27 protein-coding genes are annotated in these 22,836 nt (G+C 63.7%); 11 read left to right on the forward strand and 16 right to left on the reverse strand.

Annotation, left to right across the window (positions count from 1 at the left end):
- Positions 1–201 precede the first annotated feature (201 nt).
- The 3 genes from X741_RS153585 to X741_RS153575 form a co-directional block, all read right to left on the reverse strand.
- On the reverse strand, positions 202–759 hold the full coding sequence (locus X741_RS153585; RefSeq protein ID WP_023777813.1) for a fasciclin domain-containing protein: 558 nt from the start codon (positions 757–759) through the stop codon (positions 202–204).
- A gap of 218 nt (positions 760–977) precedes the next feature.
- Positions 978–1,700 carry an anti-sigma factor gene (locus X741_RS153580; RefSeq protein ID WP_023777814.1) on the reverse strand — a complete coding sequence of 241 codons (723 nt, stop codon included), beginning with the start codon at positions 1,698–1,700 and terminating at the stop codon, positions 978–980.
- Complete coding sequence (locus X741_RS153575) at positions 1,697–2,236, reverse strand: sigma-70 family RNA polymerase sigma factor (protein ID WP_023777815.1); 540 nt, start codon at positions 2,234–2,236, stop codon at positions 1,697–1,699. Before X741_RS153575 ends, X741_RS153580 begins: the two co-directional genes overlap by 4 nt.
- A gap of 138 nt (positions 2,237–2,374) precedes the next feature.
- Here X741_RS153575 and X741_RS153570 point away from each other — a divergent pair, with 138 nt between their 5' ends.
- Together X741_RS153570 and argB are read left to right on the forward strand one after the other, a co-directional pair.
- Positions 2,375–3,874 carry an amidase gene (locus X741_RS153570; protein WP_023777816.1) on the forward strand — a complete coding sequence of 500 codons (1,500 nt, stop codon included), beginning with the start codon at positions 2,375–2,377 and terminating at the stop codon, positions 3,872–3,874.
- A 146-nt stretch (positions 3,875–4,020) separates the two neighbouring features.
- Positions 4,021–4,914 carry an acetylglutamate kinase gene (argB, locus tag X741_RS153565; RefSeq protein ID WP_023777817.1) on the forward strand — a complete coding sequence of 298 codons (894 nt, stop codon included), beginning with the start codon at positions 4,021–4,023 and terminating at the stop codon, positions 4,912–4,914.
- Positions 4,915–4,947: 33 nt separating this feature from the next.
- Here argB and X741_RS153560 read toward each other — a convergent pair whose 3' ends face one another.
- The 3 genes from X741_RS153560 to X741_RS153550 all read right to left on the reverse strand — a co-directional run bounded on the left by X741_RS153560 (position 4,948) and on the right by X741_RS153550 (position 7,653).
- Positions 4,948–5,496 (reverse strand): RidA family protein, encoded by a 549-nt coding sequence (locus X741_RS153560; protein WP_245272699.1) that lies wholly within the window; start codon positions 5,494–5,496, stop codon positions 4,948–4,950.
- Positions 5,497–5,512: 16 nt separating this feature from the next.
- Entirely contained in the window at positions 5,513–7,060 is a 1,548-nt protein-coding gene (bchE, locus tag X741_RS153555) for a magnesium-protoporphyrin IX monomethyl ester anaerobic oxidative cyclase (RefSeq protein WP_023777818.1), read from the reverse strand.
- A 116-nt stretch (positions 7,061–7,176) separates the two neighbouring features.
- On the reverse strand, positions 7,177–7,653 hold the full coding sequence (locus tag X741_RS153550) for an Lrp/AsnC family transcriptional regulator (RefSeq protein WP_013891868.1): 477 nt from the start codon (positions 7,651–7,653) through the stop codon (positions 7,177–7,179).
- Positions 7,654–7,790: 137 nt separating this feature from the next.
- Here X741_RS153550 and phhA point away from each other — a divergent pair, with 137 nt between their 5' ends.
- The gene (phhA, locus tag X741_RS153545; RefSeq protein WP_023777819.1) at positions 7,791–8,627 is read left to right on the forward strand and encodes a phenylalanine 4-monooxygenase; all 837 of its coding nucleotides are present in this window, start codon (positions 7,791–7,793) and stop codon (positions 8,625–8,627) included.
- A gap of 81 nt (positions 8,628–8,708) precedes the next feature.
- On the opposite strand, the gene X741_RS153540 is transcribed toward phhA, so the two are convergent.
- Positions 8,709–9,113 (reverse strand): VOC family protein, encoded by a 405-nt coding sequence (locus X741_RS153540; protein ID WP_023777820.1) that lies wholly within the window; start codon positions 9,111–9,113, stop codon positions 8,709–8,711.
- 101 nt (positions 9,114–9,214) lie between these two features.
- Between X741_RS153540 and X741_RS153535 the strand changes: the two genes are divergently transcribed.
- Positions 9,215–9,847, forward strand: coding sequence for a TetR/AcrR family transcriptional regulator (locus X741_RS153535; protein ID WP_023777821.1), 633 nt, complete (start codon positions 9,215–9,217; stop codon positions 9,845–9,847).
- A 222-nt stretch (positions 9,848–10,069) separates the two neighbouring features.
- Here X741_RS153535 and X741_RS153530 read toward each other — a convergent pair whose 3' ends face one another.
- The 3 genes from X741_RS153530 to X741_RS153520 form a co-directional block, all read right to left on the reverse strand.
- Positions 10,070–11,509, reverse strand: coding sequence for a GMC family oxidoreductase (locus X741_RS153530; protein ID WP_023777823.1), 1,440 nt, complete (start codon positions 11,507–11,509; stop codon positions 10,070–10,072).
- On the reverse strand, positions 11,506–11,700 hold the full coding sequence (locus X741_RS153525; RefSeq protein WP_023777824.1) for a hypothetical protein: 195 nt from the start codon (positions 11,698–11,700) through the stop codon (positions 11,506–11,508). The genes X741_RS153530 and X741_RS153525 overlap by 4 nt, the downstream gene beginning before the upstream one ends.
- Positions 11,701–11,906: 206 nt before the next feature.
- Positions 11,907–12,668, reverse strand: a complete 762-nt coding sequence (locus tag X741_RS153520; RefSeq protein ID WP_023765460.1) for a GGDEF domain-containing protein — start codon at positions 12,666–12,668, stop codon at positions 11,907–11,909.
- Positions 12,669–12,829: 161 nt separating this feature from the next.
- Here X741_RS153520 and X741_RS153515 point away from each other — a divergent pair, with 161 nt between their 5' ends.
- Positions 12,830–13,549 carry a pyrimidine 5'-nucleotidase gene (locus tag X741_RS153515; RefSeq protein WP_023777825.1) on the forward strand — a complete coding sequence of 240 codons (720 nt, stop codon included), beginning with the start codon at positions 12,830–12,832 and terminating at the stop codon, positions 13,547–13,549.
- A gap of 86 nt (positions 13,550–13,635) precedes the next feature.
- Here the strand turns inward: X741_RS153515 and X741_RS153510 are convergent, their stop codons facing one another.
- Complete coding sequence (locus X741_RS153510) at positions 13,636–14,481, reverse strand: LOG family protein (protein WP_023777826.1); 846 nt, start codon at positions 14,479–14,481, stop codon at positions 13,636–13,638.
- Between the two features lie 222 nt (positions 14,482–14,703).
- On the opposite strand from X741_RS153510, the gene dapD reads away from it, so the two are divergent.
- The 4 genes from dapD (at position 14,704) to X741_RS153490 (ending at position 17,141) form a co-directional block, all read left to right on the forward strand.
- Positions 14,704–15,558: a 2,3,4,5-tetrahydropyridine-2,6-dicarboxylate N-succinyltransferase gene (dapD, locus tag X741_RS153505; RefSeq protein WP_023777827.1), complete on the forward strand. Its 855-nt coding sequence runs from the start codon at positions 14,704–14,706 to the stop codon at positions 15,556–15,558.
- A gap of 72 nt (positions 15,559–15,630) precedes the next feature.
- A complete protein-coding gene (locus X741_RS153500; RefSeq protein WP_023765462.1) occupies positions 15,631–15,984 on the forward strand; it encodes a DUF805 domain-containing protein in 354 nt (117 codons plus the stop codon).
- Complete coding sequence (locus X741_RS153495; protein WP_023777828.1) at positions 15,977–16,354, forward strand: DUF805 domain-containing protein; 378 nt, start codon at positions 15,977–15,979, stop codon at positions 16,352–16,354. The genes X741_RS153500 and X741_RS153495 overlap by 8 nt, the downstream gene beginning before the upstream one ends.
- A gap of 13 nt (positions 16,355–16,367) precedes the next feature.
- Complete coding sequence (locus tag X741_RS153490) at positions 16,368–17,141, forward strand: hypothetical protein (RefSeq protein ID WP_023777829.1); 774 nt, start codon at positions 16,368–16,370, stop codon at positions 17,139–17,141.
- On the opposite strand, the gene X741_RS1000000168285 is transcribed toward X741_RS153490, so the two are convergent.
- Positions 17,044–18,093, reverse strand: a complete 1,050-nt coding sequence (locus tag X741_RS1000000168285) for a 2-dehydropantoate 2-reductase (protein ID WP_084018540.1) — start codon at positions 18,091–18,093, stop codon at positions 17,044–17,046. The two genes, X741_RS153490 and X741_RS1000000168285, sit on opposite strands and share 98 nt — an antisense overlap.
- A 127-nt stretch (positions 18,094–18,220) precedes the next feature.
- Here X741_RS1000000168285 and dapE point away from each other — a divergent pair, with 127 nt between their 5' ends.
- Positions 18,221–19,414 carry a succinyl-diaminopimelate desuccinylase gene (dapE, locus tag X741_RS153480; protein ID WP_023777831.1) on the forward strand — a complete coding sequence of 398 codons (1,194 nt, stop codon included), beginning with the start codon at positions 18,221–18,223 and terminating at the stop codon, positions 19,412–19,414.
- 5 nt (positions 19,415–19,419) lie between these two features.
- Positions 19,420–20,052 (forward strand): hypothetical protein, encoded by a 633-nt coding sequence (locus X741_RS153475; RefSeq protein ID WP_023777832.1) that lies wholly within the window; start codon positions 19,420–19,422, stop codon positions 20,050–20,052.
- Here X741_RS153475 and truA read toward each other — a convergent pair.
- The 4 genes from truA to def are packed head-to-tail and all read right to left on the reverse strand — an operon-like array spanning position 20,040 to position 22,804.
- A complete protein-coding gene (gene truA, locus X741_RS153470) occupies positions 20,040–20,789 on the reverse strand; it encodes a tRNA pseudouridine(38-40) synthase TruA (protein WP_023777833.1) in 750 nt (249 codons plus the stop codon). The genes X741_RS153475 and truA overlap by 13 nt on opposite strands.
- Positions 20,790–20,812: 23 nt before the next feature.
- A complete protein-coding gene (locus X741_RS153465; protein WP_023777834.1) occupies positions 20,813–21,319 on the reverse strand; it encodes an N-acetyltransferase in 507 nt (168 codons plus the stop codon).
- The gene (gene fmt, locus X741_RS153460; RefSeq protein ID WP_023777835.1) at positions 21,316–22,269 is read right to left on the reverse strand and encodes a methionyl-tRNA formyltransferase; all 954 of its coding nucleotides are present in this window, start codon (positions 22,267–22,269) and stop codon (positions 21,316–21,318) included. The genes X741_RS153465 and fmt overlap by 4 nt, the downstream gene beginning before the upstream one ends.
- A 4-nt stretch (positions 22,270–22,273) precedes the next feature.
- Positions 22,274–22,804, reverse strand: a complete 531-nt coding sequence (def, locus tag X741_RS153455) for a peptide deformylase (protein WP_023777836.1) — start codon at positions 22,802–22,804, stop codon at positions 22,274–22,276.
- Positions 22,805–22,836 lie beyond the last annotated feature (32 nt).

Raw genomic sequence — 22,836 nt, forward strand, 5'->3', positions numbered from 1 at the left:
TTGCCAAACTATGCCGCCACGCGAAAGTCAAAAGCCGGTGACGGTTGCCCTCGCACGCACTCCCCGCCGTTCCACGATGGACCGTGGGCGGCGCGGAGCTCGCGTGTCGCTTGCAGGTCGCGGGAGCGAGACGATGCAATCGACGGAGGGCTCTTGCAGCAGGTTCGCCACGCCAAGCCCTTTGTTACATCTTCAGCCAGATCACATCTTCGGGAGCAGGACCTTGTCGATGACGTGGATGACGCCGTTGGACTGCTCGACATCGGCGATCGTCACATTGGCGACATTGCCGTTTTCATCGGCGACTGTGACCTTGCCGCCATCGGCCTTCAGCGACAGCTCGCAGCCGCCGGCGGTCTTGACCTTGTGGGTGCCGCCGTCGGCCTTGGCCATCGCGGCCACGTCGGCGCCCATCGCCTTGGCGCCGATGACATGGCAGGTCAGGATCTTGGCGAGCTTGTCCTTGTTCTCGGGCTTGAGCAGCGTGTCGACCGTGCCGGCCGGCAGGGCGGCAAAGGCTTCGTTGGTCGGCGCGAATACGGTGAACGGGCCGGCGCCCTGCAGGGTCTCGACCAGGCCGGCTGCCTTGACGGCCGCGACCAGCGTCGTGTGATCCTTCGAATTGACGGCGTTCTCGACGATGGTCTTGTTGGCGAACATGGCGGCGCCGCCGACCATCGGGTTTTCGGCATAGGCGGCGGTGGCAAGCGCGGACACGGCCATCGTACCGGCAAGCAAAAGGGTGGCGAACTTGCGCATTTTGTTGAACTCCTCGGGTTTCTTCCCATTTTTGGGGACGCGAGGAGATACGGGACACAAACGCGAGAGTTTCAGATTTTTTTATTTTGAACTTATCTGAGCGCGGAAAGAAATTTTCCAGGCTCGGTAGTTTGCCGGCTTGGTGGAACTTTAGAAGTGCGGAATTAAAGATAGACTTGCTATAGCCTAAATCATGGTCACAAGCGCGAACGGTCGGGCTAGATGCTCTTCAAATCGCCCGCGGCAACTACCGGTCCGGTCGGCTGCCCGGTTGGCGAACCGCCTGGCGGTTCGAGGCTGACGGCAAGCACCGCGCCTTGCGCCAGCTTCTGCTGCGCCGCCGGCGAGACGACGATATGAGCCGTCGCTCCGCTTGGGATAACACCCATCGAGACCGGCGCGTTCTTGCCTTCGATCATCCACAGCTCGAAATCCTTGCCGGAAGCACGCTCGCCGGAAACATGCGACAGGCTGACGTCATGGTGCGCGGCGTCGTAGACGGCGAGGTATTTGACGTCGCTGCCGTCGGCGGCCAGCGAGGCGACAAGCCGCGTCTGCGGCTGGACGGCCGGCGGATTGACGTAGGGCACGGCAATGTAGAGCGCGAGCGCGGCAACCGCCGCCGCTGCAAGGCCGCGCCAGAAGGCGAGGCTGGACCACAGGCCTGCACGGGGCTCGGCGGGTGCGGCCGCGGTCGATGCAAACAGGCGTCGATCGACAGCCGCCTTCACCGATGCCGGTGGCTCGATTTCCCGATAGGCGGCAGCCAGTGGCGAAAGATGAACCTCCCAGCCGTCGACAAGCCGCGCGAAGTCGGTTTCGGAATCGATGCGCCTGGACGCGATCTGCCGCTCGTCCGCAGGCAGAACGCCAAGAACGTATTCGGCGGCGAACATGTCGTCGCCCCCACGTTCCGGTCCATTGTCCTCCGCGAGCGTCATCTTTCCAGGCATTCTCTGAGTTTCATCAGGCTGCGGCGCAGCCAGGTACGCATCGTGTTCAACGGCACGCCGTGGCGCTCCGCCAGTTCGGCATAGCTTTCGCCTTTGAGATAAGCGCCCCGGACGGCCGCCGCCCGGTCCTTCTCCAACTCGTCGAGACAGTGATGGACGCGTTCGGTCTCGTCGCCCGCCACCGCCATCGCTTCAGGTCCCGGCGCCGGATCGGCCACGTCCAGCGCGGCATCGATATCGGCGGCTGGCTTGCGCCGCGCCCTGATGCGATCGATCGCATGATTGCGCGCGATCGCCACCAGCCAGGAGATCGGGCTCAGATCGGAGACAGCAAAACGGTCCGCCTTCGTCCATATCTTGACGAAGACTTCCTGCAGCGCTTCTTCAGCATCTCCCCGGTCGTTCAATAAACGAAGGCATACGCCGAAAAGTTTCGCGCTGGTCTGCCGGTAGAGCAGATCGAACGCGGCCCGATCCTTCATCGAAGTCCGGACGATCAGCTTGGTGATGTCCTGCGGCGTCATGCCGAGCCAAATTAGGCAATTGCGTTGTATTTGCAACGACGGAAATATTCGATGCACCTAAAGGTCCGGCGTCCGGAGGCAGGCTTCGATTGCCAAGGGAATCGCCGCTGGCTAGCTTGGCGGCAACGGGGGACGCACATGTCGGTCGAACGGGTCCTGTGGGAAGAAGACGCAACCGGCCTTGCCGGCCTGGTGCGCAAGGGCGAGCTGTCCGCGATCGAGCTGACCGAGGCGGCGATCGCACGCGCCGAGGCCACAAGGCCTGAAATCAATGCCACGGCCGAGCCGCTCTATGAAGCCGCACGGGCGCGGGCGAAAATCATGGACCGTTCGCTGCCGCTGGCCGGCGTGCCTTTTGCCATCAAGGATCTCGGCATCGCCATCAAGGGCGTGCCGTCGCATGGCGGCAGCCGCATCCCGGCATGGCTGCCCGATGTCAATTCGGTGATGACCGAGCGCTATCTCGCCGCCGGGCTGGTCCCGATCGTCACCTCGACATCGCCGGAACATGGGCTGCGGCTGATGACCGAATCCGAGGCCTTCGGCATCACCCGCAATCCCTGGAACACCGGTCACACCAGCGGCGGCTCGTCCGGCGGTGCGGCAGCTCTCGTCGCCGCCGGCGTCGTGCCGGTGGCGCATGCCTCGGATGGCGGCGGCTCGATCCGCGTGCCTTCCGCCTGCACCGGACTTGTCGGGCTCAAGACCTCGCGCGGCCGCATCCCGCTGACGCCGCTGGTGAGCGAAAGCTGGTACGGCATGGTCGTCGATCATGCCGTCACCCGCTCGGTGCGCGATTGCGCGCTGCTACTCGACCTCACCCACGGTCCCGACTCGCTGTCGCCTTACGCCGCGCTGTCGCCGAAGGGCACATTCGCCGCTGCCGCCGCACGCGATCCCGGCAAGCTCAGCCTGGCGGTCTACCGCAAGTCGCCGCTTGGCCTGCCGATTTCCGCCGAGACGGTGAAAGCGCTGGACATCGCGGTGGCGCTCGCCCGCGAGGGCGGCCACACCGTCGAGGACATCGACCTGCCCTTCATCGGGCGCGATTTCTTCGCCGACTTCTGCAGGACAGTTGCCTCCGCCGTCGCCGGCACGCTGCGGGCGGAAGCACTGCGCGTCGGCCGTCCCGTTACCGGCGACGTCGAGCGTGCCACGCGGGTGCTCGGCCGGCTGGGCGGGATGATTTCGGCCGGCGAGACCTATGCCGCCCTGCAGCGGCTCCACGCCGCCTCGCGTCAACTGATCACGGAGACCGCGCACTTCGACGCCGTGTTGTTGCCCATCATCGCCCACCCGCCGCTTGCCTGTGGTGCCATGGATCCGAAAGGCGCCGATGAATTGGTCGAGAACCTGCTCGACAAGCTCCACCTCACGCCCTTGCTTAAGGTCGAGTCCGTGTTCGGCCAGCTGATGGACAAGAGCCTGTGGTTCACCCACTGGCCGGCGATCCACAATGTCAGCGGCCAGCCGTCGATTGCGCTGCCCGTCCATGTCACCGATGCCGGCCTGCCGCTCGGCATCCAGGCCGCCGGCCGGCCGGGTGACGAAGAAACGCTTTTGTCCTTCGCCGCGCAGATGGAGAAGATTTCGGGCTGGCTGAAGCGACGGGCGCCGCTGATGATGCCGTCACAATGACGAGGCCGTGAACCCGGCGAATATGACAACAATGACATTTGCGGGCAGAGCCAATTCCCGCTAAGACGCCGCCGGTCTTAACGGTCCACGTGCCCAGCGGTTTGGGGTAACGACATGCATGAATCAAAGCCAGGGAAACCATGCCGATGACGGAGATAACCGCCACCGCCGAAATGCAGGCAGCCCTGCTGTCGCGGGCGCTGCCTTACATGCAGCGCTACGAGCACAAGACGGTCGTGGTCAAATATGGCGGCCACGCCATGGGCGATATCGAACTCGGCAAGGCTTTCGCGCGCGACATCGCGCTGTTGAAACAATCCGGGGTCAATCCGATCGTCGTCCACGGCGGCGGCCCGCAAATCGGCGCCATGCTGGCCAAGATGGGCATCGAATCCAAGTTCGAGGGCGGCCTGCGGGTCACCGACCAGAAGACCGTCGAGATCGTCGAAATGGTGCTCGCCGGCTCGATCAACAAGGAGATCGTCGCCCTGATCAATGCCGAGGGCGAATGGGCGATCGGCCTGTGCGGCAAGGACGGCAACATGGTCTTCGCCGAAAAGGCGCGCAAGACCATGATCGACCCGGACTCCAACATCGAGCGCGTGCTCGATCTCGGCTTCGTTGGCGAGCCGGTCGAGGTCGACCGCACGCTGCTCGATCTTCTGGCGCGCTCCGAAATGATCCCGGTGCTGGCGCCGGTGGCGCCCGGCCGCGACGGCCACACCTACAACATCAACGCCGATACCTTCGCCGGCGCCATTGCCGGCGCCTGCAAGGCCACGCGCCTGCTGTTCCTGACGGACGTGCCCGGCGTGCTCGACAAGAACAAGAAGCTGATCGACGAATTGACGGTCGCCGAGGCAAAGGCGCTGATCAAGGACGGCACGGTCTCGGGCGGCATGATCCCCAAGGTCGAGACCTGCATCGAGGCGATCGAACGCGGGGTCGAAGGCGTCGTCATCCTCAACGGCAAGACGCCGCATTCGGTGCTGCTCGAGCTGTTCACAGAACACGGCGCCGGCACGCTGATCGTGCCCTGACGGTCCGCGGCTGTGCCGCCTGGGCGGTACGCACTAATCCGGCAGGGCCGCCACCGCCACGATCTCGATGACCAGATCGGGATGGGCAAGTGCAACCACTCCGATCACCTCCGATGGCGGCGGATTGTTGTAGCTGCAATGCTTTGGGCAATGCTCGGCAAAGAATTCATCCATCACGTCCAGCCGGAAATTTGGCGAGCTCAAGGCCCCGCCGTCCGGAAACGGTCCCTTGACGTATTGAGTGATCTTGACGAGATGCTCGAGCGAACTGCCGAGCTCCTCCAAATCCGATTTGATGTTCGTCAGGATGGAGCGCCATTGCGTCGCCGCGTCACCAACGGCACCTCCCTTGCCGCTCGACGGATCGTAGTTCTCGGCGGTGCCCGTATTTCCGGCAAGGAAGACGAACCCCTTGGCTCCCGTCACGACAGTGCCTTTCCCCCAGGGCATCAGCCGGTCACCTTTCATCTTCTTATGCGTGACAAGGTTCATCGCTTCCTCCTGCCGGTAACCAACGGTTCGATTGCAGAAAATTAGCGCACTGCCCGCCGGCCGCCAGGGCCAGCCTCGCGGCAGCGACACCTGGAGGAAGCGCCGCTCAGGCGGAGCGCGATTGCGCGACGGCGGACGCGGCCGGTTTTCGGGCTGGACGCTGGAAGATCATCGCTTCTTCCTCGGCATCCTGCGGCGCGCCCCAGAATTCGGCGAGCGTCGGCCCGTCTTTCACCCTGATGTCGCGCGCCAGAAAACCCCAGACTTCGCGGAACCAGACGCGGCGGCCCATCCGCGTATACCAGCGCATCGAATGCCGCTGCTCGGGATCGGGGTGGAACAGGATGCGCGCCAGTGCCTTTGGCCGCGACTGCACGGCGAGTTCGATCAGCTTGACCGAGAAGAACAGCATCCACGGCTTCAGCCGGGTCATGTGCAGCACCTGATGCTTGTAGTCCCACAGCCGGGCGTCCTGCTGGATCACCTTGCGGTCGCGGGCAATCCTGAAGAACGGCGTCCAGCGATGCGGCGTCACGTAAAGCGCTTGGATCTGGTCGGGGTCGTAGGCGATGAGCTGGCGAAAGCCGCGCCAGAGGTCGCGAAACCCCTCATCCTCGAAACCGGCCACCCAGGTCGCCATCGACAAGATGCCATGTTTTCGCAGCAGCCGGATCGCCTCGCGGTCGGATGAAATGCTGCCGCCCTTGCGGATCAATTGAAGCGTCTGCTCGTCGGTGTTCTCCATGCCGAGCAACCAGCGGATGACAACGGCCTTGCGGTAGAGATGCAGGATATCGGCGTCGCGCACGATGTCGTCGGCCCGCGTCGAGCCGACGATCAGCACCGGCACGTTCTCGGCGATCAGAGCGTCGAGAAAGGCGCGCCAGGCCTTCTTCGACACGGTCGGGTTCTCGTCGGCAAGATTGATCAGCTCGACACCGTGCTCGCGGTGCAGCCAGGCGATTTCCCGCGCGAACTTTTTGGGATCGCGGTGCCGCCAGCGGGTCCAGAAGCCGCGCTGGCCGCAATAGTTGCACAGATGTGGGCAGCCGCGCGAAAACTGCATGACCACGGCGCGCTTGCCGCCCCAGTAGCTGTAGCGGCTGTGGTCGATCAGCTCCCAGCCGACGCGATAGGCGTCGATCTCGGCGATGGTCATCGCCGGTTGCGTGGCGAAGGGACGGCGCAGATCGTCGCGAAAGGCGATACCGGCGACGCTTGCCGGCGGCTGGTGCATTTCAAGCGCCTCGACCAGCGCCACGACGGTCGCCTCGCCCTCGCCGCGCACGATGAAGTCGAAGACATCGGTGGCGGCCAGGATGTCGCGCCAGTGATAGGGCGGGAAGACGCCGCCATAGATGACGATGGTCGCCGGCTCGCGCGTCTTGATCATCCCGGCGATCAAAAGGGTGGTTGGATGCGCCGAGGTCGAGCCCGAATGGCCGATCAGGACGAAGTCCGGCCGATCGTCGAGTGCGCTGCCCACCACAATGTCGAGCGGCATCGGCCCGAATTCGGCATCGACGAGACGCACCTCGTGGCCGGCGTCGATCAGCGGGCCGCCGATCGCCAGCAGGCCAAGCGGCGGCAGATGATCGTCCGGCACGCGGCTGCCGATAGCGGTGTGCGGCGGATTGATCAGGACGATTTTCATGGCGGACCTCCTGGAGGGATGATCCGTGCATGCTGGTCCGCGATGTGGACCCCGGCTTGGCCTGTTTCAGCAGTTTGCGTGCAGCTTCTCCGCAGGAATGCGGAGGGCGGGCGATGTCATCGCTTCAGGTGCGCCAGCGGCACGTGTCCGGGCCCCTTGATGTTCTGCAGCACCAGCTGGGTGTGCACGTCGCGCACACCGTCGAGCCGCATCAGCCGATGCATGACGAAGGCGTTGAGCTCGTCGACCGACGGCACCATGACATGCAGCAGGAAATCGTGGTCGCCGGTCATCGTCCAGCACGATGACACTTCGTCCATGCGCTGCACCGCGGCAATGAAGCTTTCGGGCGAGCCGTCGCTGTGGCTGACCAGGCGCACCTGGATGAACACCTCGACCATCAAGCCGACCGCGCGGCGGCTGATCACCGCGGCAAAGCCCTTGATGATGCCGGCATCCTGCAGCGCTTCGAAGCGCCGCGCGCACGGCGTCGTCGACAGGCCGATCTCCTGCGCCAGCTCCGATACTGGCTTGCGGCCGTCGCGCTGCAGGACATCGAGCATCTTGATCTCGAAATCATCGAACTGAGGCATTTTCACTCCTATGGCGCGGATTGTGAGTGAATGATATCCGCGATATGGCATTCGAGCCATCATAAAAGCCAATTTGCCCCGGCAAATCCGGCTAGCCTTTCGGCAGGTCACCATCATGATTTGCAGGGAGAAAAGCCATGACGACGATGAGCGTTGCCGAATATGCCCGCGACTGCGCGGCGCAAGGGTTGCGCGGCGACTATTCGGTCTGCCGTGCCGATTTCACCGTGGCGCAGGGCTATGACTACAGCGCCGAGGAACAGGCAGTGTGGCGCACATTGTGCGACCGCCAGACCAAGCTGACGCGCAAGCTCGCCCATCATTCCTATCTCGACGGTGTCGAGAAGCTCGGCCTTCTCGACCGCATCCCCGATTTCGAGGACGTCAGCGCCAAGCTGCGCAAGCTGACCGGCTGGGAGATCGTCGCCGTGCCGGGTCTCATACCGGCCGCCCCTTTCTTCGATCACCTCGCCAACCGCCGCTTCCCGGTCACCAACTGGCTGCGCAGCAGGCAGGAGCTCGACTACATCGTGGAGCCGGACATGTTCCACGATTTCTTCGGTCACGTGCCGGTGCTGTCGCAGCCGGTGTTCGCCGACTTCATGCAGATGTATGGCAAGAAGGCCGGCGACATCATAGCGCTCGGCGGCGACGAGATGATCACCCGGCTCTACTGGTATACGGCCGAATACGGCTTGATGCAGGAGGCAGGCCAGCCGCTGAAGGCCTTTGGCGCCGGCCTGATGTCGTCCTTTACCGAATTGCAGTTCGCCGTCGAGAGCAAGGACTCCCATCACGTGCCCTTCGACCTCGAAACGGTGATGCGCACCGGCTACGAGATCGACAAGTTCCAGGGCGCCTATTTCGTGCTGCCGTCCTTCGACGCCCTGCGCGATGCCTTCCGGGCCGCCGATTTCGAGGCGATCGTCACTCGCCGCAAGGGCCAGCCAGCACTCGACCCGGCGACGGTCTAGTGGATCCGGCTCCGGTGTTTGAGGCGCGTTGCGTGAATCCGTTTCGACGCAACGCGCTTCGGGCGCTTTGATCTCGCCAGGCTATTGCATGGCAGACGGGTTCATCCACAGGAACTCCCAGACGTTTCCGTCCGGGTCTTCGATGTGGCGGTTGAACATGAAACCGAGATCCTGCGCTGGATTGGGATCGGCGCGGCCGCCTGCCGCCACGCCCCTCTCGACCACGGCATTGACCTCGTCCCTGCTGTCGGTGGTGAGCGCGATCAGCATCTGGCTGTCACGCTTGGGGTCGCCGATCTGCCGCGCTGTGAACTGGCTGTAATGCTGGTGCGTGAGCAACATGACACCGATGGAGTCTGAGAACATGATCGAGCTGGCCTGGTCGCTCGAGAACTGCGGATTAAGCGTGCCCCCGATCGCGAGATAAAAGTTTGTCGCTGCCTGCAGGTCGCGCACCGGCAGATTAAGGAAGATCATCTTGGTCATCGGTCTAGGCTCGCCTTCGTTGACAGGGTACTAGTCAGTCCAGTACCGTTTCAGAGCTATCATACGGGAACGGTACCGTCTAGTACTGGTTGAGGGGCGCCATGGAAATAGAAGGTGAGACCAGATCGGCACGCAAGGATCGTGAAATCATCCAGGCGGCCACGGCGGCGTTCATCGGCAAGGGCTATGATGGAACCAGCATGGAGGAAATCGCCACAAGGGCGGGAGCTTCCAAGCAGACCATCTACAAGCATTTCACGGACAAGGAGACGCTTTTCGGCGAAGTCGTCCTATCAACCGCTACGCAGGTCAACGATGTCATAGAGTCCGTGACGACACTGCTTTCCGAGGCGAAATTCATGGAGGGCGGCCTGCAGCAGCTTGCTCGACGTTTGGTAACGATGCTCCTAGATGAGGAGTTGTTGAAGCTGCGGCGCCTGATCATCGCCAACGCGGATCGAATGCCGCAGCTTGGCCGCAGCTGGTACGAAAAAGGTTTTGAGCGCATGCTTGCCTCGACGGCGTCCTGCTTTCAAAAGCTCACCGATCGAGGGCTGATGCAAACCAGCGACCCCCGTCTGGCAGCCAGCCATTTGTTTGGAATGCTTCTTTGGATCCCCATGAATGAAGCTATGTTCACGGGAAGCAATCCGCGCTCCAAGGCCGAACTTGAACGGCACGCGGATGCCTCGGTGGAGGCGTTTCTTGTCGCCTATGGGGCCCAGCCGAAATAGTCCGGCTCCCCGCCGGCTTTGCGGTAACGCCGCGAACACATAGCCTCTATCGCCCGGCTTGCAATGGAATGGTATGGCTGGGGCTCTCCCATCGGCCTTGGCATCCTGCTCGTGGCGCTTGCCGCCGCCGCCGTGCTGGTGCGCATCGCCGTCCACGGCCTTTGAGCCGATATCAAGCGTCTGCCGGCGCCATTATCGGCGCCGGCCGAGGGCCGTAGGAGCTCAGACGCTGACCACCTTGGTCAGATGTTCACCCAGCCGGCAGGCCAGCGCGGTGATCGTCGTTGTCGGGTTGGCTTGCCCCGACGTGCAGAACACCGAAGAGCCGCCGACATAGAGATTGTCCATGCCATGCACCTTGCAGTTGGCATCGACCACGCTCTTGGTGACGTCGATGCCCATGCGCGTGCCGCCCATATGGTGGTGGCCAGCGGTCTCGTCTTTGGTCGGGTAGTCCTGGCCGTTGGCGATCCAGTCGGCGATGCGCACTCGGCCGAGATTCTTCTCGATCAGCGTCGTGCCGAACAGCCTGAGCCCTTCGAGAAGGGTACGGCGTTCCAGGTCCGATTTCTTCCAGTGCAGTTCGATGCGCGGCACGCCGGCGTGGTCGACATCGGTCTTCGACAGTTCGATCTGGTTGGAGGCCCGCGGCGCCTGTTCCCAGGCGACATAGAGCTGGGCCGCGCAGCGCAGATTCTGGCTCAGCTTGGAGGACATCCACTCGGCCATGTTGGGCGCCGTGCAGGCGAGATCGGCGATCAGGCTCTTGACCCCCGGATACGGCGTCTCGATCAGCCGGATACCGAAATTCATGATCTGCAGGCGCTCCATCGCGGCGAGCGTCGGCGAGAAGAAGGCCTCGTTGACGGCATCGACCTCGAACGCGCCGTAGTCGGCCAGGATGGCATTGCCGCCCTCGAAGGTCGGGTGCTCCATCCAGTAGCGGCCAAGCGCCGCCGCATTCGGCACCACGCCGCCGTTCGAGCGCCGGTTCGACCACAAAAGCAGCCGTGAATTCTCCAGCCCGCCGGTGCAGACGATGAAATAGTCGGCATTGAACGTTCCGGCATCCTGGCCGTCGGACCACAGTCTGGCACCGGTCACCCGTTTGCCGTCGCCGGCAAGTTCGGTGGCATAAGTGTTGAGTACGACGGCGATGGTCCCGCTCTTGTCGAGTTCGTCGCCGAATTTCTCGGCGAAACGCACCGCCGGGCTCTTGATCAGCTGCACCCAGCGAATGTCGTCCGATATCGGCACATCCGGCCGGAAATCGGGTAGGTCGAGGATGTCATGCACCTCATTCAGGTAGGGCTCGATGTCGGCGCGTCGGATAGGCCAGCCGGTGTCGGGTGCCCAGGCCTTCGGCTCGAAATCCTGCTTGTCGAGCACACGGCACCATCCGGCCCAGTGGTTGGAGCTGCCGCCCATGAATCGCAGCCGGGTGATGTCGAGGTCGAAATAGAAGTCGCCGACCGTGGTGCCGCGGTAGAAATCCTGGGATTCGTCGCTGAAATCCCGCGCGCCGGCTTCCAGCACCACGACTGGAATGCCGGCGGCACCGAGCTTGCGGGCAATGGTGGTGCCAGCCGGGCCGGAACCGAGGATGCAGACCTTGGGTCTGAAATTGGCGGCGCGATACGCCTCGTAACTGTCGAAGATCATGCCAGATCGCTCCGCTTCAGGATCCAGCCATTGACCTCGACGATTTCGCTCGGGTCGGCCAGTGCATCGACCCGGGATGCGCCGGTATGGGCGGCGTCGGCGTCGGGCGATTTGCGGAACAGGGACAGGGCTGGCATTGCGATCAGCGCCTGCATCATCGTGCGGCGCGACATTTCTTTGAAGAAACTCATGACTGGTCTCTCGATGGGAGCCTCGGCTGCGCATGGCGTTCCCGGAACGGGACATGCATCGAGGAAGAAGCTTGTTTCGTGCCAAACCTAACCGTGAAGCCGTTTCAAGCCGGATAATGGCGCGGCCGGCTGCAAACAAAGTTAGAAATCTCCTAACGGCGGCGCTGGCTTGAGCGCCCCCGGTCTCCCGGCCATTCGCCGGCGGCTTAAGCGGCGGCCGAGATATCCGTATCGAGGACCGACAGGTTGCGGCCCGCGTGCTTGGCTTGATAGAGGCGCCGGTCGGCGGCGCGCATCAGCTCCGATACGTTGGCTTCCTCGCCGCAGACGGTACCGCCGATGCTGACGGTCAGCGGAATGGTCCGCTCGTCGACGGGCCGGAAGCGGATCAGCTCGACCTCGCGGCGAATGCGCTCGGCGACGCGCTTGGCCTCCTGCTCGGTGGCTCCGACCAGGAACGCGCCGAACTCCTCGCCGCCGATGCGGCCGAGCACGTCGCCGTGGCGCACGCCCCGTTCGATCGCGCTGGCGATCAGCAGCAGCGCATCGTCACCGGTCAAGTGACCGAAACTGTCGTTGATCTTCTTGAAATGATCGGCGTCGATGATCAGCAGCGCGCCGCGATCGGACTTGCGTCGGGAGCCATCCAGCGCGGCGAAGAAGCTCTCCCGGTTGAGCATGCCGGTCATGTCATCGCGGCTTGCCTTTTCCGCCAGGCGGCGATGCGCGGCGGCCAGCTGGGCGTGCGCCCGGGCAAGTTCGCGATGCGCATTCTTCAGCCTGTCGCTCTGCCAGAAGGTGCTGGCACAAGCAACCCAGGCGAGTACCAGCGGACAAACAGTCGACGTCAGCCAGATCGTCCGGCTCATCGGAAATCCCATGGCCGGGACGATGATAAGGGTCAGCAGGAGAGAGATGGCGACTGAGGCGAAAGCGATGGCGGCGGACTTCAGAATTATGGTGTTCATCGCTGGCTCCCACAGGACTGTCTCTGTGCCAGCAAGCCCTGAATGCCACCTTTCCCGGATGCCTAAAATTTGAATCGTGAGCCTGTTTTTGCTACTCGGGTCGCGCGGAAGTTGTGGATAAAGTGCATTTCGGAATCCGCGTTTCATGCCATAAGGGGCACATGACCACGCTCCCCGATCCCGCTCGCTTCGCTCATGTCACCGACTGGGTGTTCGATCTCGACAACACGCTCTATCCGCACCATTCGAATCTGTTCTCGCAGATCGACGTCAAGATGACCGCCTATATCGGCGAGTTGTTGGCGCTGCCGCGCGACGAGGCACGCAAGCTGCAGAAGGAGCTTTATCTCGAATATGGCACGACGCTGAACGGGCTGATGACGCGCCACGCCATCGACCCCGACGATTTCCTCGAGAAGGTCCACGACATCGACTATTCGTGGCTGGTGCCCGACCCCGTTCTCGGCACCGCCATCCGGCAGCTTCCCGGCCGCAAGTTCATCTTCACCAATGGCGACCGCAGGCACGCCGAGCGCACCGCACGCCAGCTCGGCATCCTCGACCATTTCGACGACATCTTCGATATCATCGCCGCCGACCTCAATCCCAAGCCGGCGCGCCAGACCTACGAGAAGTTCGCCGAACTGCACGCCGTGACCGGCCACAATGCGGTGATGTTCGAAGATCTCGCCCGCAACCTTTCCGTGCCGAAATCTCTGGGCATGACCACCGTTCTGGTGGTGCCGCGCAATTTCGAGCCGACCTTCTCCGAAATATGGGAGCGCGACCCCGCGCAAGAGGACGACGTCGACTTCGTCACCGACGATCTGGCGACGTTTCTCACGGCGATTGTGGAAGGGGTAGAGGAATTGAAGAACTGAGGAATTGAAGAACTGGGGAACAGAGGAACGATCCGGCTCCCTTTTTTCCTCAGTTCCTCAGTTCTTCAATTCCCCAGTTCCCCTACCTACTCCCCCAGCTTGTAGAACCGGCTGATAATCCCCCACGCCTCGTCGGCGGTGTCGACGAAATCGATGATGTCCTGGTCGCCGGGGCTGATCGTGCCCTGTTCGGCGAGGAAGTCGAGATCGATCGCCCTTTTCCAGAACGACTTGCCGAACAGGATCACCGGCACGCGTTCCATGCGTCCGGTCTGGATCAGGGTCAGCGTTTCGAAGAATTCGTCCATCGTGCCGAAGCCGCCGGGAAACACCGCCACCGCCTTGGCGCGCATGACGAAGTGCATCTTGCGGATGGCGAAATAGTGGAAGTTGAAGCACAGCTCCGGCGTCACATAGGCGTTCGGCGCCTGCTCGTGCGGTAGCACGATGTTGAGCCCGATCGACGGCGCGCCGACATCGTCGGCGCCGCGGTTGCCGGCTTCCATCACGCCGGGTCCGCCGCCGGTCACCACGACATATTCACGGTAGTATGAAGTCGCCGACTGCTGCGAGCAGAGACGGGCGAACTTGCGCGCCTCCTCGTAATATTTGCTGTTTTCCTCGAGATTCTTCTTCTGCGTCTCGTTCTTGGCCGCCCAGGCTTCGCCGCCGGGTTCGGGCAAGCGCGCGCCGCCGAACAGGATCACCGTGGAATGGATACCGCGCTCGGCCAGGATCATTTCCGGCTTCAGGAGTTCGAGCTGCAGCCGGACCGCGCGCAATTCGCGTCGCGTCATGAACTCGGGATCGTTCCAGGCCAGCCGGTAAGTCTCGGCCCGCGTCTGCGGCGTGTCCGGCACGCTTTTCGACCGCTCCAGATCCTCGTCCGAATGCGGCAGCGGGGTCCATCCCGCCTTTTCCATGGGAGTCATCGAATCCACCGTCCAATTCCCTTAACTGCGCCGTCCCGTGACGCACACGCGATTGACCCTCATTAAGCCTTAACATAAGCAGGTTCCGCAAAAGTGTCCTGCGGTTTTGCGACAAGAACCTGCCACATGCAAAGACCGAGGCAGGCAAAGCCTGCCAGAGGTCCGCGACTTTTAAACAGGTTAAGGCTCAGGCTCTTAACAGCTTGGTAATGGAGCGAAATCATGTCGAAGCCCGATCTGGCAAGCCTCGAAAAGACGATCGAGAAGGCCTTCGAAGAGCGCGACACGATTTCGACCGCGACCCGCGGCGAGACGCGCGACGCCATCCAGTCGGCGCTCGACCTGCTCGACCGCGGCACGGTGCGCGTCGCCGAGCGGCAGGACGACGGCAAGTGGCATGTCAACCAGTGGCTGAAGAAGGCGGTGCTGCTCTCCTTCCGGCTCAACCCGATGGAGATCATCAAGGGCGGTCCCGGCCAGGCTGTGTGGTGGGACAAGGTGGCGTCCAAGTTCGACGGCTGGAGCGCCGTCGATTTCGAGAAGGCGGGCTTCCGCGCAGTGCCCGGATCGATCGTGCGCCGCTCCGCCTATGTCGCCCCGGGCGCGGTGCTGATGCCGTCCTTCGTCAATGTCGGCGCCTATATCGATACCGGCACCATGATCGACACTTGGGTCGGGGTCGGCTCCTGCGCCCAGATCGGCAAGAACGTGCATCTTTCCGGCGGCGTCGGCATCGGCGGCGTGCTGGAGCCGATGCAGGCCGGTCCCACCATCATCGAGGACAATTGCTTTATCGGCGCGCGCTCGGAAGTCGTCGAGGGCTGCATCGTGCGTGAAGGCTCGGTGCTCGGCATGGGCGTCTTCATCGGCCAGTCGACCAAGATCGTCGACCGCGCCACCGGCGAGGTCTTCTACGGCGAGGTGCCGCCAAATTCCGTCGTCGTCGCCGGCTCGATGCCCGGCAAGCCGTTGCCGAACAACGAGCCCGGCCCCAGCCTCTACTGCGCCGTCATCGTCAAGCGTGTCGACGCCAAGACCCGGTCCAAGACCTCGATCAACGAGTTGCTGCGCGATTGATCTTTCCGCCGGGTGGGCGCACCTTCCGCCGGCGCGGCAATCGGTCGCGCTGGTTCAACATGGAGGGGTGACATGGACTGGAAATATCTGCTGACCAGCTATGAGGGTCGCATCAACCGCGCGAAGTTCTGGGCCAGCGTCGGCGTCATTTTCGTCGGCGCGGTAATCGCGATGATCCTCGACAACATACTGGGCACGACGTTCAACCAGATGCCTTACGGCTTTATCTATTTGCTCTACTCGCTTGCCATGCTCTATTCGGTCTTCGCCTTCTACGCCAAACGCTGGCACGATCGTGGCAAGTCCGGTTGGTGGAGCCTGATCATCCTGGTGCCGTTCATCGGCGCGATCTGGTTCCTGGTGGAGTGCGGCATTCTCGAAGGCACCAAGGGTGCCAATCAATACGGACCGGACCCGCTTGCCTGACAGTTCAAATCTCACCTGGCTTTTCTTCAAGACATCGGGCCGCGTCAGCCGCGCGGCCTATTTTCTTGGCGGACTGCTCGTCGCCATCATTCAGGCGTTTCCGCTGTACCGCTTCACGCTGGTGCCGGAAGGCTCGGCCGAGAGCAACATGTGGTCGTTCATCTTCTTCGTCGCCTTCATCGCCTCGCTGTGGTCGAACATCGTGCTGGCCGTGAAGCGCCTGCACGACCTCGACAAGCCGGGCATTGCCGCGCTGATCCTGTTCGTACCGGTCGTCTCGATCGTCGCCTTCCTTGTCTTGTGCCTGTTTCCAGGGCAGCCTGGACCCAACCGCTATGGCCGGCGCACCAACGAGCCGGCCCAACCCTGAGGACCGATCGGACATGCGCTATCGTACGCTTGATCCGAAACTGATCGTCGAGACCGCCGAGCGGCTGGAAGGCCGCATCGCCGACCGTTTCCCCGAAGCGGGACTGCGCGGCGTCGCCGCCGAACTGGTGTCGCTGTCGCGCGACCTGGCCAAGGCGGCCAAGGGGCTCGAGGCACCGATCTGGTGGCTGCGCGGCATCATCGTCGCCGCCGTCGTCGCCGGCGCGCTGGTCTTCCTGTTCGTCGGCACCATCCTGCCGCTCATTCACATTTCCCAGGCCGACGATGCGGTGCAGTCGGTGCAAGGCATCGAAGCCACGATCAACATGATGATCCTCGCCGTACTTGGCTTCCTGGCCCTGATCCGCACCGAGGAACGTATCAAGCGCAAGCAGGTGTTTCGTCAGCTGCACGGTCTGCGCTCGCTGATCCACGTCATCGACATGCATCAGCTGACCAAGGATCCGGCGGCGCTGTCGGCCAATTTCAAGCCGACCTTGCACTCGCCAGCCCGCATCACCAATGCCGCGGATCTGGCGCGTTATCTCGATTATTGCTCGGAAATGCTGTCGATCACCGGCAAGATCGCCGCGCTGTTCGCCCAGTCGGTCAATGACGACGTCGTCATCGACGGCGTAAACGACATCGAGAATCTGAGCTCCAACCTGTCACGCAAGATCTGGCAGAAGATCACGCTGATCGAGGGCCACCCGGCGGCAGAACCTGTTCCGGCGTCAGGCCCGGCGGCCCAAGCCGCGCCGCTTCGGCCGCGCGCACCAAAGCGGTAACGCTTTTCAAGAGCGGCGCCGGCGTGCCCGTTCTTTCGGCGAGGCTGAGCACCGCCCCTTGCAATTCGACGATCTCCGTCGGCCGGCCGCGCCGCAGATCGTCCCACATCGACGAGCGGGCCTCGGGGTCGATCGCCAGCATGCGTCGCGCCAAAAGCCTGAACACCCAGTCCGGCAGCCTGAGCAGCTTCGGCAGCAGCGCCGGCCGCAAGCCGGCGATACGTGCCGGCTCGATGCCTGAGGCTTTCATCGCCCGCAGCGCTTCGTCGATCTGGCCGGCCAGGATCAGCCGCCAGCGGCGATCGGCGAGTTCGCGCGCCAGCGGCAAGTCCGAAAGCGCCACCAGAGCGTTGTTCAAATTCATCAGAAGCTTACCCCACAGCACCGCCTTCATGTCGCCATGGGTTTCGACCGCCAGCCCTTCGACATTCAAAAAACTGGCGACATCGAGGAGGCCGGCAAGACCGTCCTCGATCATCACCTTGCCGTCGCTGGCGCGGTGGACGCGCAGCGGCAATTCGCCGTCCGGCGATTGCACCACATTGAACGGCACCATGCCGGCAAGCACCGTTTGCTGCTCAAGTCCTGCTCGCAGCCTGTCGGCATTGTCGACGCCGTTCTGCAGGCTGACCACGACGGCATCGGGGCGGGCATGGGCCTTGATGAGGGCAGCCATCTCCGGCGTCGCGCCGCTCTTGACCGTCACCAGGATCACGTCCGCTTGCCGCAAAGCGGCGGCGGGATCCACGGTGATCCCGAGCGCATCCGGCTTGACCAGGCGATCACGGCCTTCGAGGTCGCCGACGCGCAATCCGCCCTGGCGCAGCGCCGCCTCTATGCGCGGCCGGGCCAGCAGGATCACCTGGCGTCGGGCAAGAGCCAGGCAGCCGCCGGCGTAGCAGCCGATGCTGCCGGCACCGGCAATGACGATCTTCTTCCCGCCGTTTGTCATTCTGTCGTTCCGACGCGGCCGCGACTATACGACATGAAAACCATAATGTCGGCGCTTTGTCAGGCCATTGGGCTGGCCCCTATGTCTGGCCGTGACAGGCCCTCAGCTTTCGACTATCGGTTTTGCCATGACGCTGCCGACCGACCCCGCCGCAAACCTCGCCACCCTTATCCGTTGCGCTTCGGTGACACCAGCCGAAGGCGGCGCGCTCGGCGCGCTGGAAACGATGCTGAAACCGCTCGGCTTCCTGGTTGACCGGCCGGTGTTCTCCGAGGATGGCACGCCCGACATCGAGAACCTTTATGCAAGGCGCTCCGGCAACGGCCCGCATCTGATGTTTGCCGGTCATACCGATGTCGTGCCGGTCGGCGACGAAGCCGCCTGGACGCATCCGCCTTTCGCCGCCGAAATCGCCAATGGCGAGATGTATGGACGTGGCGCCGTCGACATGAAGGGCGGCATTGCCTGTTTCATCGCCGCCGTGGCGCGCCATGTCGAGGCAAATGGCGGCCCGAAAGGCTCGGTCTCGCTGCTGATCACCGGTGACGAGGAAGGACCCGCCATCAACGGCACGGTCAAGCTGCTTGAATGGGCGGCGTCCAGGGGCGAGAAGTGGGATGCCTCGCTCGTCGGCGAGCCGACCAACCCGGATGCGCTCGGCGACATGGTCAAGATCGGCCGGCGCGGTTCGATGTCGGGTGCCGTCACCGTCAATGGCCGCCAGGGCCATGCCGCCTATCCGCAGCTTGCCGACAATCCGGTGCGTGGGCTGATGAGCCTGGTCGACGCCTTGCTGCATCCCGTCTTCGACAAGGGGACCAAGGATTTCCAGCCGACCAATCTGGAGATCACCTCAATCGATGTCGGCAATCCGGCCACCAATGTCATCCCGGCGAAGGCGGTCGCTGTCTTCAACATCCGCTTCAACGACACCTGGACGGCCGAAACCCTTCAGGCCGAAATCCACAACCGCCTCGACCAGGCGGCCGGCCGCAAGAAATATCGGCCGGGCAAGAAGACGCCGGTCGATTACGATCTCGTCTGGCGCGACCGACCGAGCCATGTCTTCCTGACCCGTGACGACCGGCTGGTCGAAACGCTTGCCGGCTCGATCAAGTCGGCTGTTGGCAAGGAGCCGACGCTGTCGACCTCGGGCGGCACGTCGGACGCGCGCTTCATCAAGGATTATTGTCCGGTGGTCGAGTTCGGCCTGGTCGGCAAGACCATGCACATGGTCGATGAGCGCGTCGCCATCGCCGATCTCGAAACACTGACGCGGATCTACCAGCGCTTCATCGAAGACTGGTTCGGGCAGGGCTGAGCGGCATGCTTTCGGCGGACGAAACCCAAGCTTCGCTGACTGGCGCCTGGCGGCTGATGCTCGGCAAGGCCGACGGCCTGCGCCTGCTCGACCTGTCGGCCGACGGGTTCTGGAATTCCTTCTTCGCCATCATCGTCGCGGCGCCGGCGCTGATCGTCGGCTGGGTCGGCATCGCCAACGAGATCGGCGATCCCGATGCCTTCGCGGGTCGCTTCAGCATGCTGCTGCGGTTGGCGACCGTCGATATCGGCTCCTGGGTGCTGCCGCTGGTCGCGCTCGCCCTGGTGGCGCCGCGCGCTGGTATCGGTGGCCGTTTCGTCCACTATGTCGTTGCCAGCAACTGGGCCTCGGCGATCACCGCCTGGCTGATGCTGCCATCGGCGCTGATCAGGCTCTTCCTGTCGTCGGCAAGCCAGGTCTCGAGCCTCGTATCGCTGCTGTTGTTTGCCCTGTCGATGGTGCTGACCTGGCGCATGACGAACGCCACGATCGGCAAGGGAGCGGCGGTCGGCACCGCCGTCTTCGTCGGCATGTTCATCGCGTCGCTGCTGGTGCTGTTCGGGCTGCAGATGCTGCTCGGCATCGCCGTGCCTGACGATGTCGGGGCTCAGAGCCTTTCCGGGCTCTATCCGGGATAGTCTACGCCAATGAGGAAAAGCCCGTCGGGCGGCGCCACCTGGCCGCAGGCGGCGCGGTCGCGCGCTTCGAGCGCCGCCTTGAGGTCGCTGGCGCTCCAGCTGCCGTCGCCGACGCGCTTGAGCGAACCGACCATCGAGCGCACCTGGTTGTGCAGGAAGGAGCGTGCCGAAGCCCGCACCTCGATCATGTCGCCCTGTCTGCTCACGTCGAGCCGCTCCAGCGTCCGGACCGGGCTGTTCGCCTGGCACTGCGTCGAGCGGAAGGTGGTGAAGTCGTGCCGCCCGAGCAAGATCTTCGCCGCTTCGTGCATGGCGCCGGCATCGAGCCGCTTCGGCACCCACCACACCTTTCCCTTCTCCAGAGCCGAGGGCGCGCGCCGGTTGAGGATGCGGTAGAGATAGTGGCGGCCGGTGGCCGAGAAGCGGGCGTCGAAATCGTCGGGGGCGACGTCCGCCTTGAGGATGACAACGCGTGCGCCCGCCGCCTGCAGATGGGCGTTGACGGCATCGCGCACCTTGTCGCCAAGCCACGCCTTGACGAGGTCGACATGCGCCACCTGGGCGGTCGCATGCACGCCCGCATCGGTGCGGCCGGCGGCGCGCAGTCGCACCGCCTCGCCGCAGAACTTTTCGATCGCCTCTTCGATCGCCTGCTGCACCGAAGGCTGGTCGGCCTGGTGCTGCCAGCCGGCGAAAAGGCTGCCGTCATATTCGATGTCGAGGCGAAAACGCGGCATGCCGGGCAGCTATACGCTTTCGCCTAGGCGGCGAGAGCGGTGAAGGCGGAAGCGTAGATCAGCCTGCCGGTTTCCGGAGCGTCGCCCCAGGCCAGCGCCTGCAGCGCTTCGCCCTGGTATTCGCTCTCGAACTTTTCGGCCCGCGCATGGCTGTAGCCGAAACGGCCGTAATAGGCCGGATCGCCCAGCACCACGGCCAGCGTCTCGCCGGCATCCTTGAGGCGGATATGCGCCTCGCGGATCAGCGCGCCGCCAATGCCGCTGCCATGGAAGGAGGGCTCCACCGCCAGCGGCGCGAGCGCCACGGCCGCGAAGCTCTTGCCGCCATTCTGGACGAACAGCCGGGAAAACAGGATGTGGCCGACCACTTGCCCATCTTCCTCCGCCACCAGTTCGACGACGGCATCGCCGCCGGTCACCAGCGCATCGACCAGCCCGGCTTCCGCCTGCTGGCCGAAAGCGTGTTCCTCGACGTCGCGAATGGCCTCGCGATCCCGCGGCGTCGCCGCGCGTATCGACATCATGCTCATGAGAACTTCATTCCTTTTTCGATCTTGGCCCCGCGCAGGAATTCCGACGCGGCAGCGGGCCTTCCGCCCGCGCGTTGAACTTCGACCAGCCTGACCGCCCCTGTTCCGCAGGCCACCGTCAGCCGGTCATCGAGAATGCCTCCCGACTCGCCCAGATCATCCGAAAGCGGCAGGCCTTCGGACAGCCTCGAGCGAAGCAGTTTCAGCCGCTCCGGGCGGCCGCCAATGTCAATCTCGGACCAGGCGCCGGGAAAGGGCGACAGGCCGCGAATGGTGTTGTGGACCTCGGCCGCAGGCCGCGTCCAGTCCACGTGCGTCTCGGATTTATCGATTTTTCTGGCGTAAGTCACCCCGTCCACGGCCTGTGCGGTAAATCTCAGGGTGTTCTCTTCCAGCCGCGCCAGCGCTTCCACCATCAGGGCAGCACCGACGCTCATCAACCGATCATGCAGATCGCCGGCCGTCATATCGGGTTCGATGCCGCATTTTTCAACCAGTCCCACCGGCCCGGTGTCCAGCCCCTCATCCATGCGCATCACCATCATGCCGGTTTCCAGGTCGCCCGCCATGATGGCGCGCTGGATGGGAGCCGCGCCCCGCCAGCGCGGCAACAGCGACGCATGGCCGTTGATGCAGCCGAGCCGGGGCGCATCGAGAACCGCCTTCGGCAGCAGCAACCCATAGGCGACGACCACGGCGATATCGGCCTCCAGGGCACGCAAAGTGGCCTGCTCGGCTTCGCCTTTCAGCGATACGGGCGTGCGCACCTCGGCGCCCAGCCGCTCCGCCTCGCGCTGTACCGGCGACGGCGTCAGTTCCAGCCCGCGCCGTCCGGCGGCGCGCGGCGGCTGGGTATAGACGGCTGCAATCTGGTGTCCCGCTTCGGCAATGGCGCGCAACGTCGGCACCGAAAACTCAGGCGTGCCCATGAAGATGACGCGAAGGGGCATTCCCCTATCCCACCAGTTTGCCCGGCGCCCTGTCCTTGGCGAGCTTCTTGAACTTCTTCACCACCATGTCGCGCTTCAACTTCGAGATGTGGTCGATGAACAGCACGCCGTTGAGGTGGTCGATCTCGTGCTGCAGGCAGGTCGCCATCAGCCCCTCGGCCTCCATCTCCTGCAGCTTGCCGTCGCGATCGAGATATTTCACACGCACCGAAGCGGGGCGTTCGACCTCGGCGTAATAGTCGGGGATGGACAGGCAGCCTTCCTCGTAGACGGAGCGCTGGTCGGCGCTTTCCAGGATCTCGGGATTGATGAAGACATGCGGCGCCGGCGTCTCGTCTTCCTTGGCGAGATCGATCACCAGCATGCGCAGGGGTTCGCCGATCTGGATCGCGGCCAGCCCGATGCCTGGCGCGTCATACATGGTCGCCAGCATGTCGTCGGCTAATCCGCGCAACGGCGCGTCGACGCGTTCCACCGGCTTGGAAACCTGGCGCAGGATGGGGTCGGGAAGGATGATGAGCGGCTTGATCGGCATGGCGTTCCACCTAAGACGTCCAGCGAAAAGCG

This window comes from Mesorhizobium sp. LNHC221B00 (assembly GCF_000502935.1).
GTDB lineage: Bacteria > Pseudomonadota > Alphaproteobacteria > Rhizobiales > Rhizobiaceae > Mesorhizobium > Mesorhizobium opportunistum.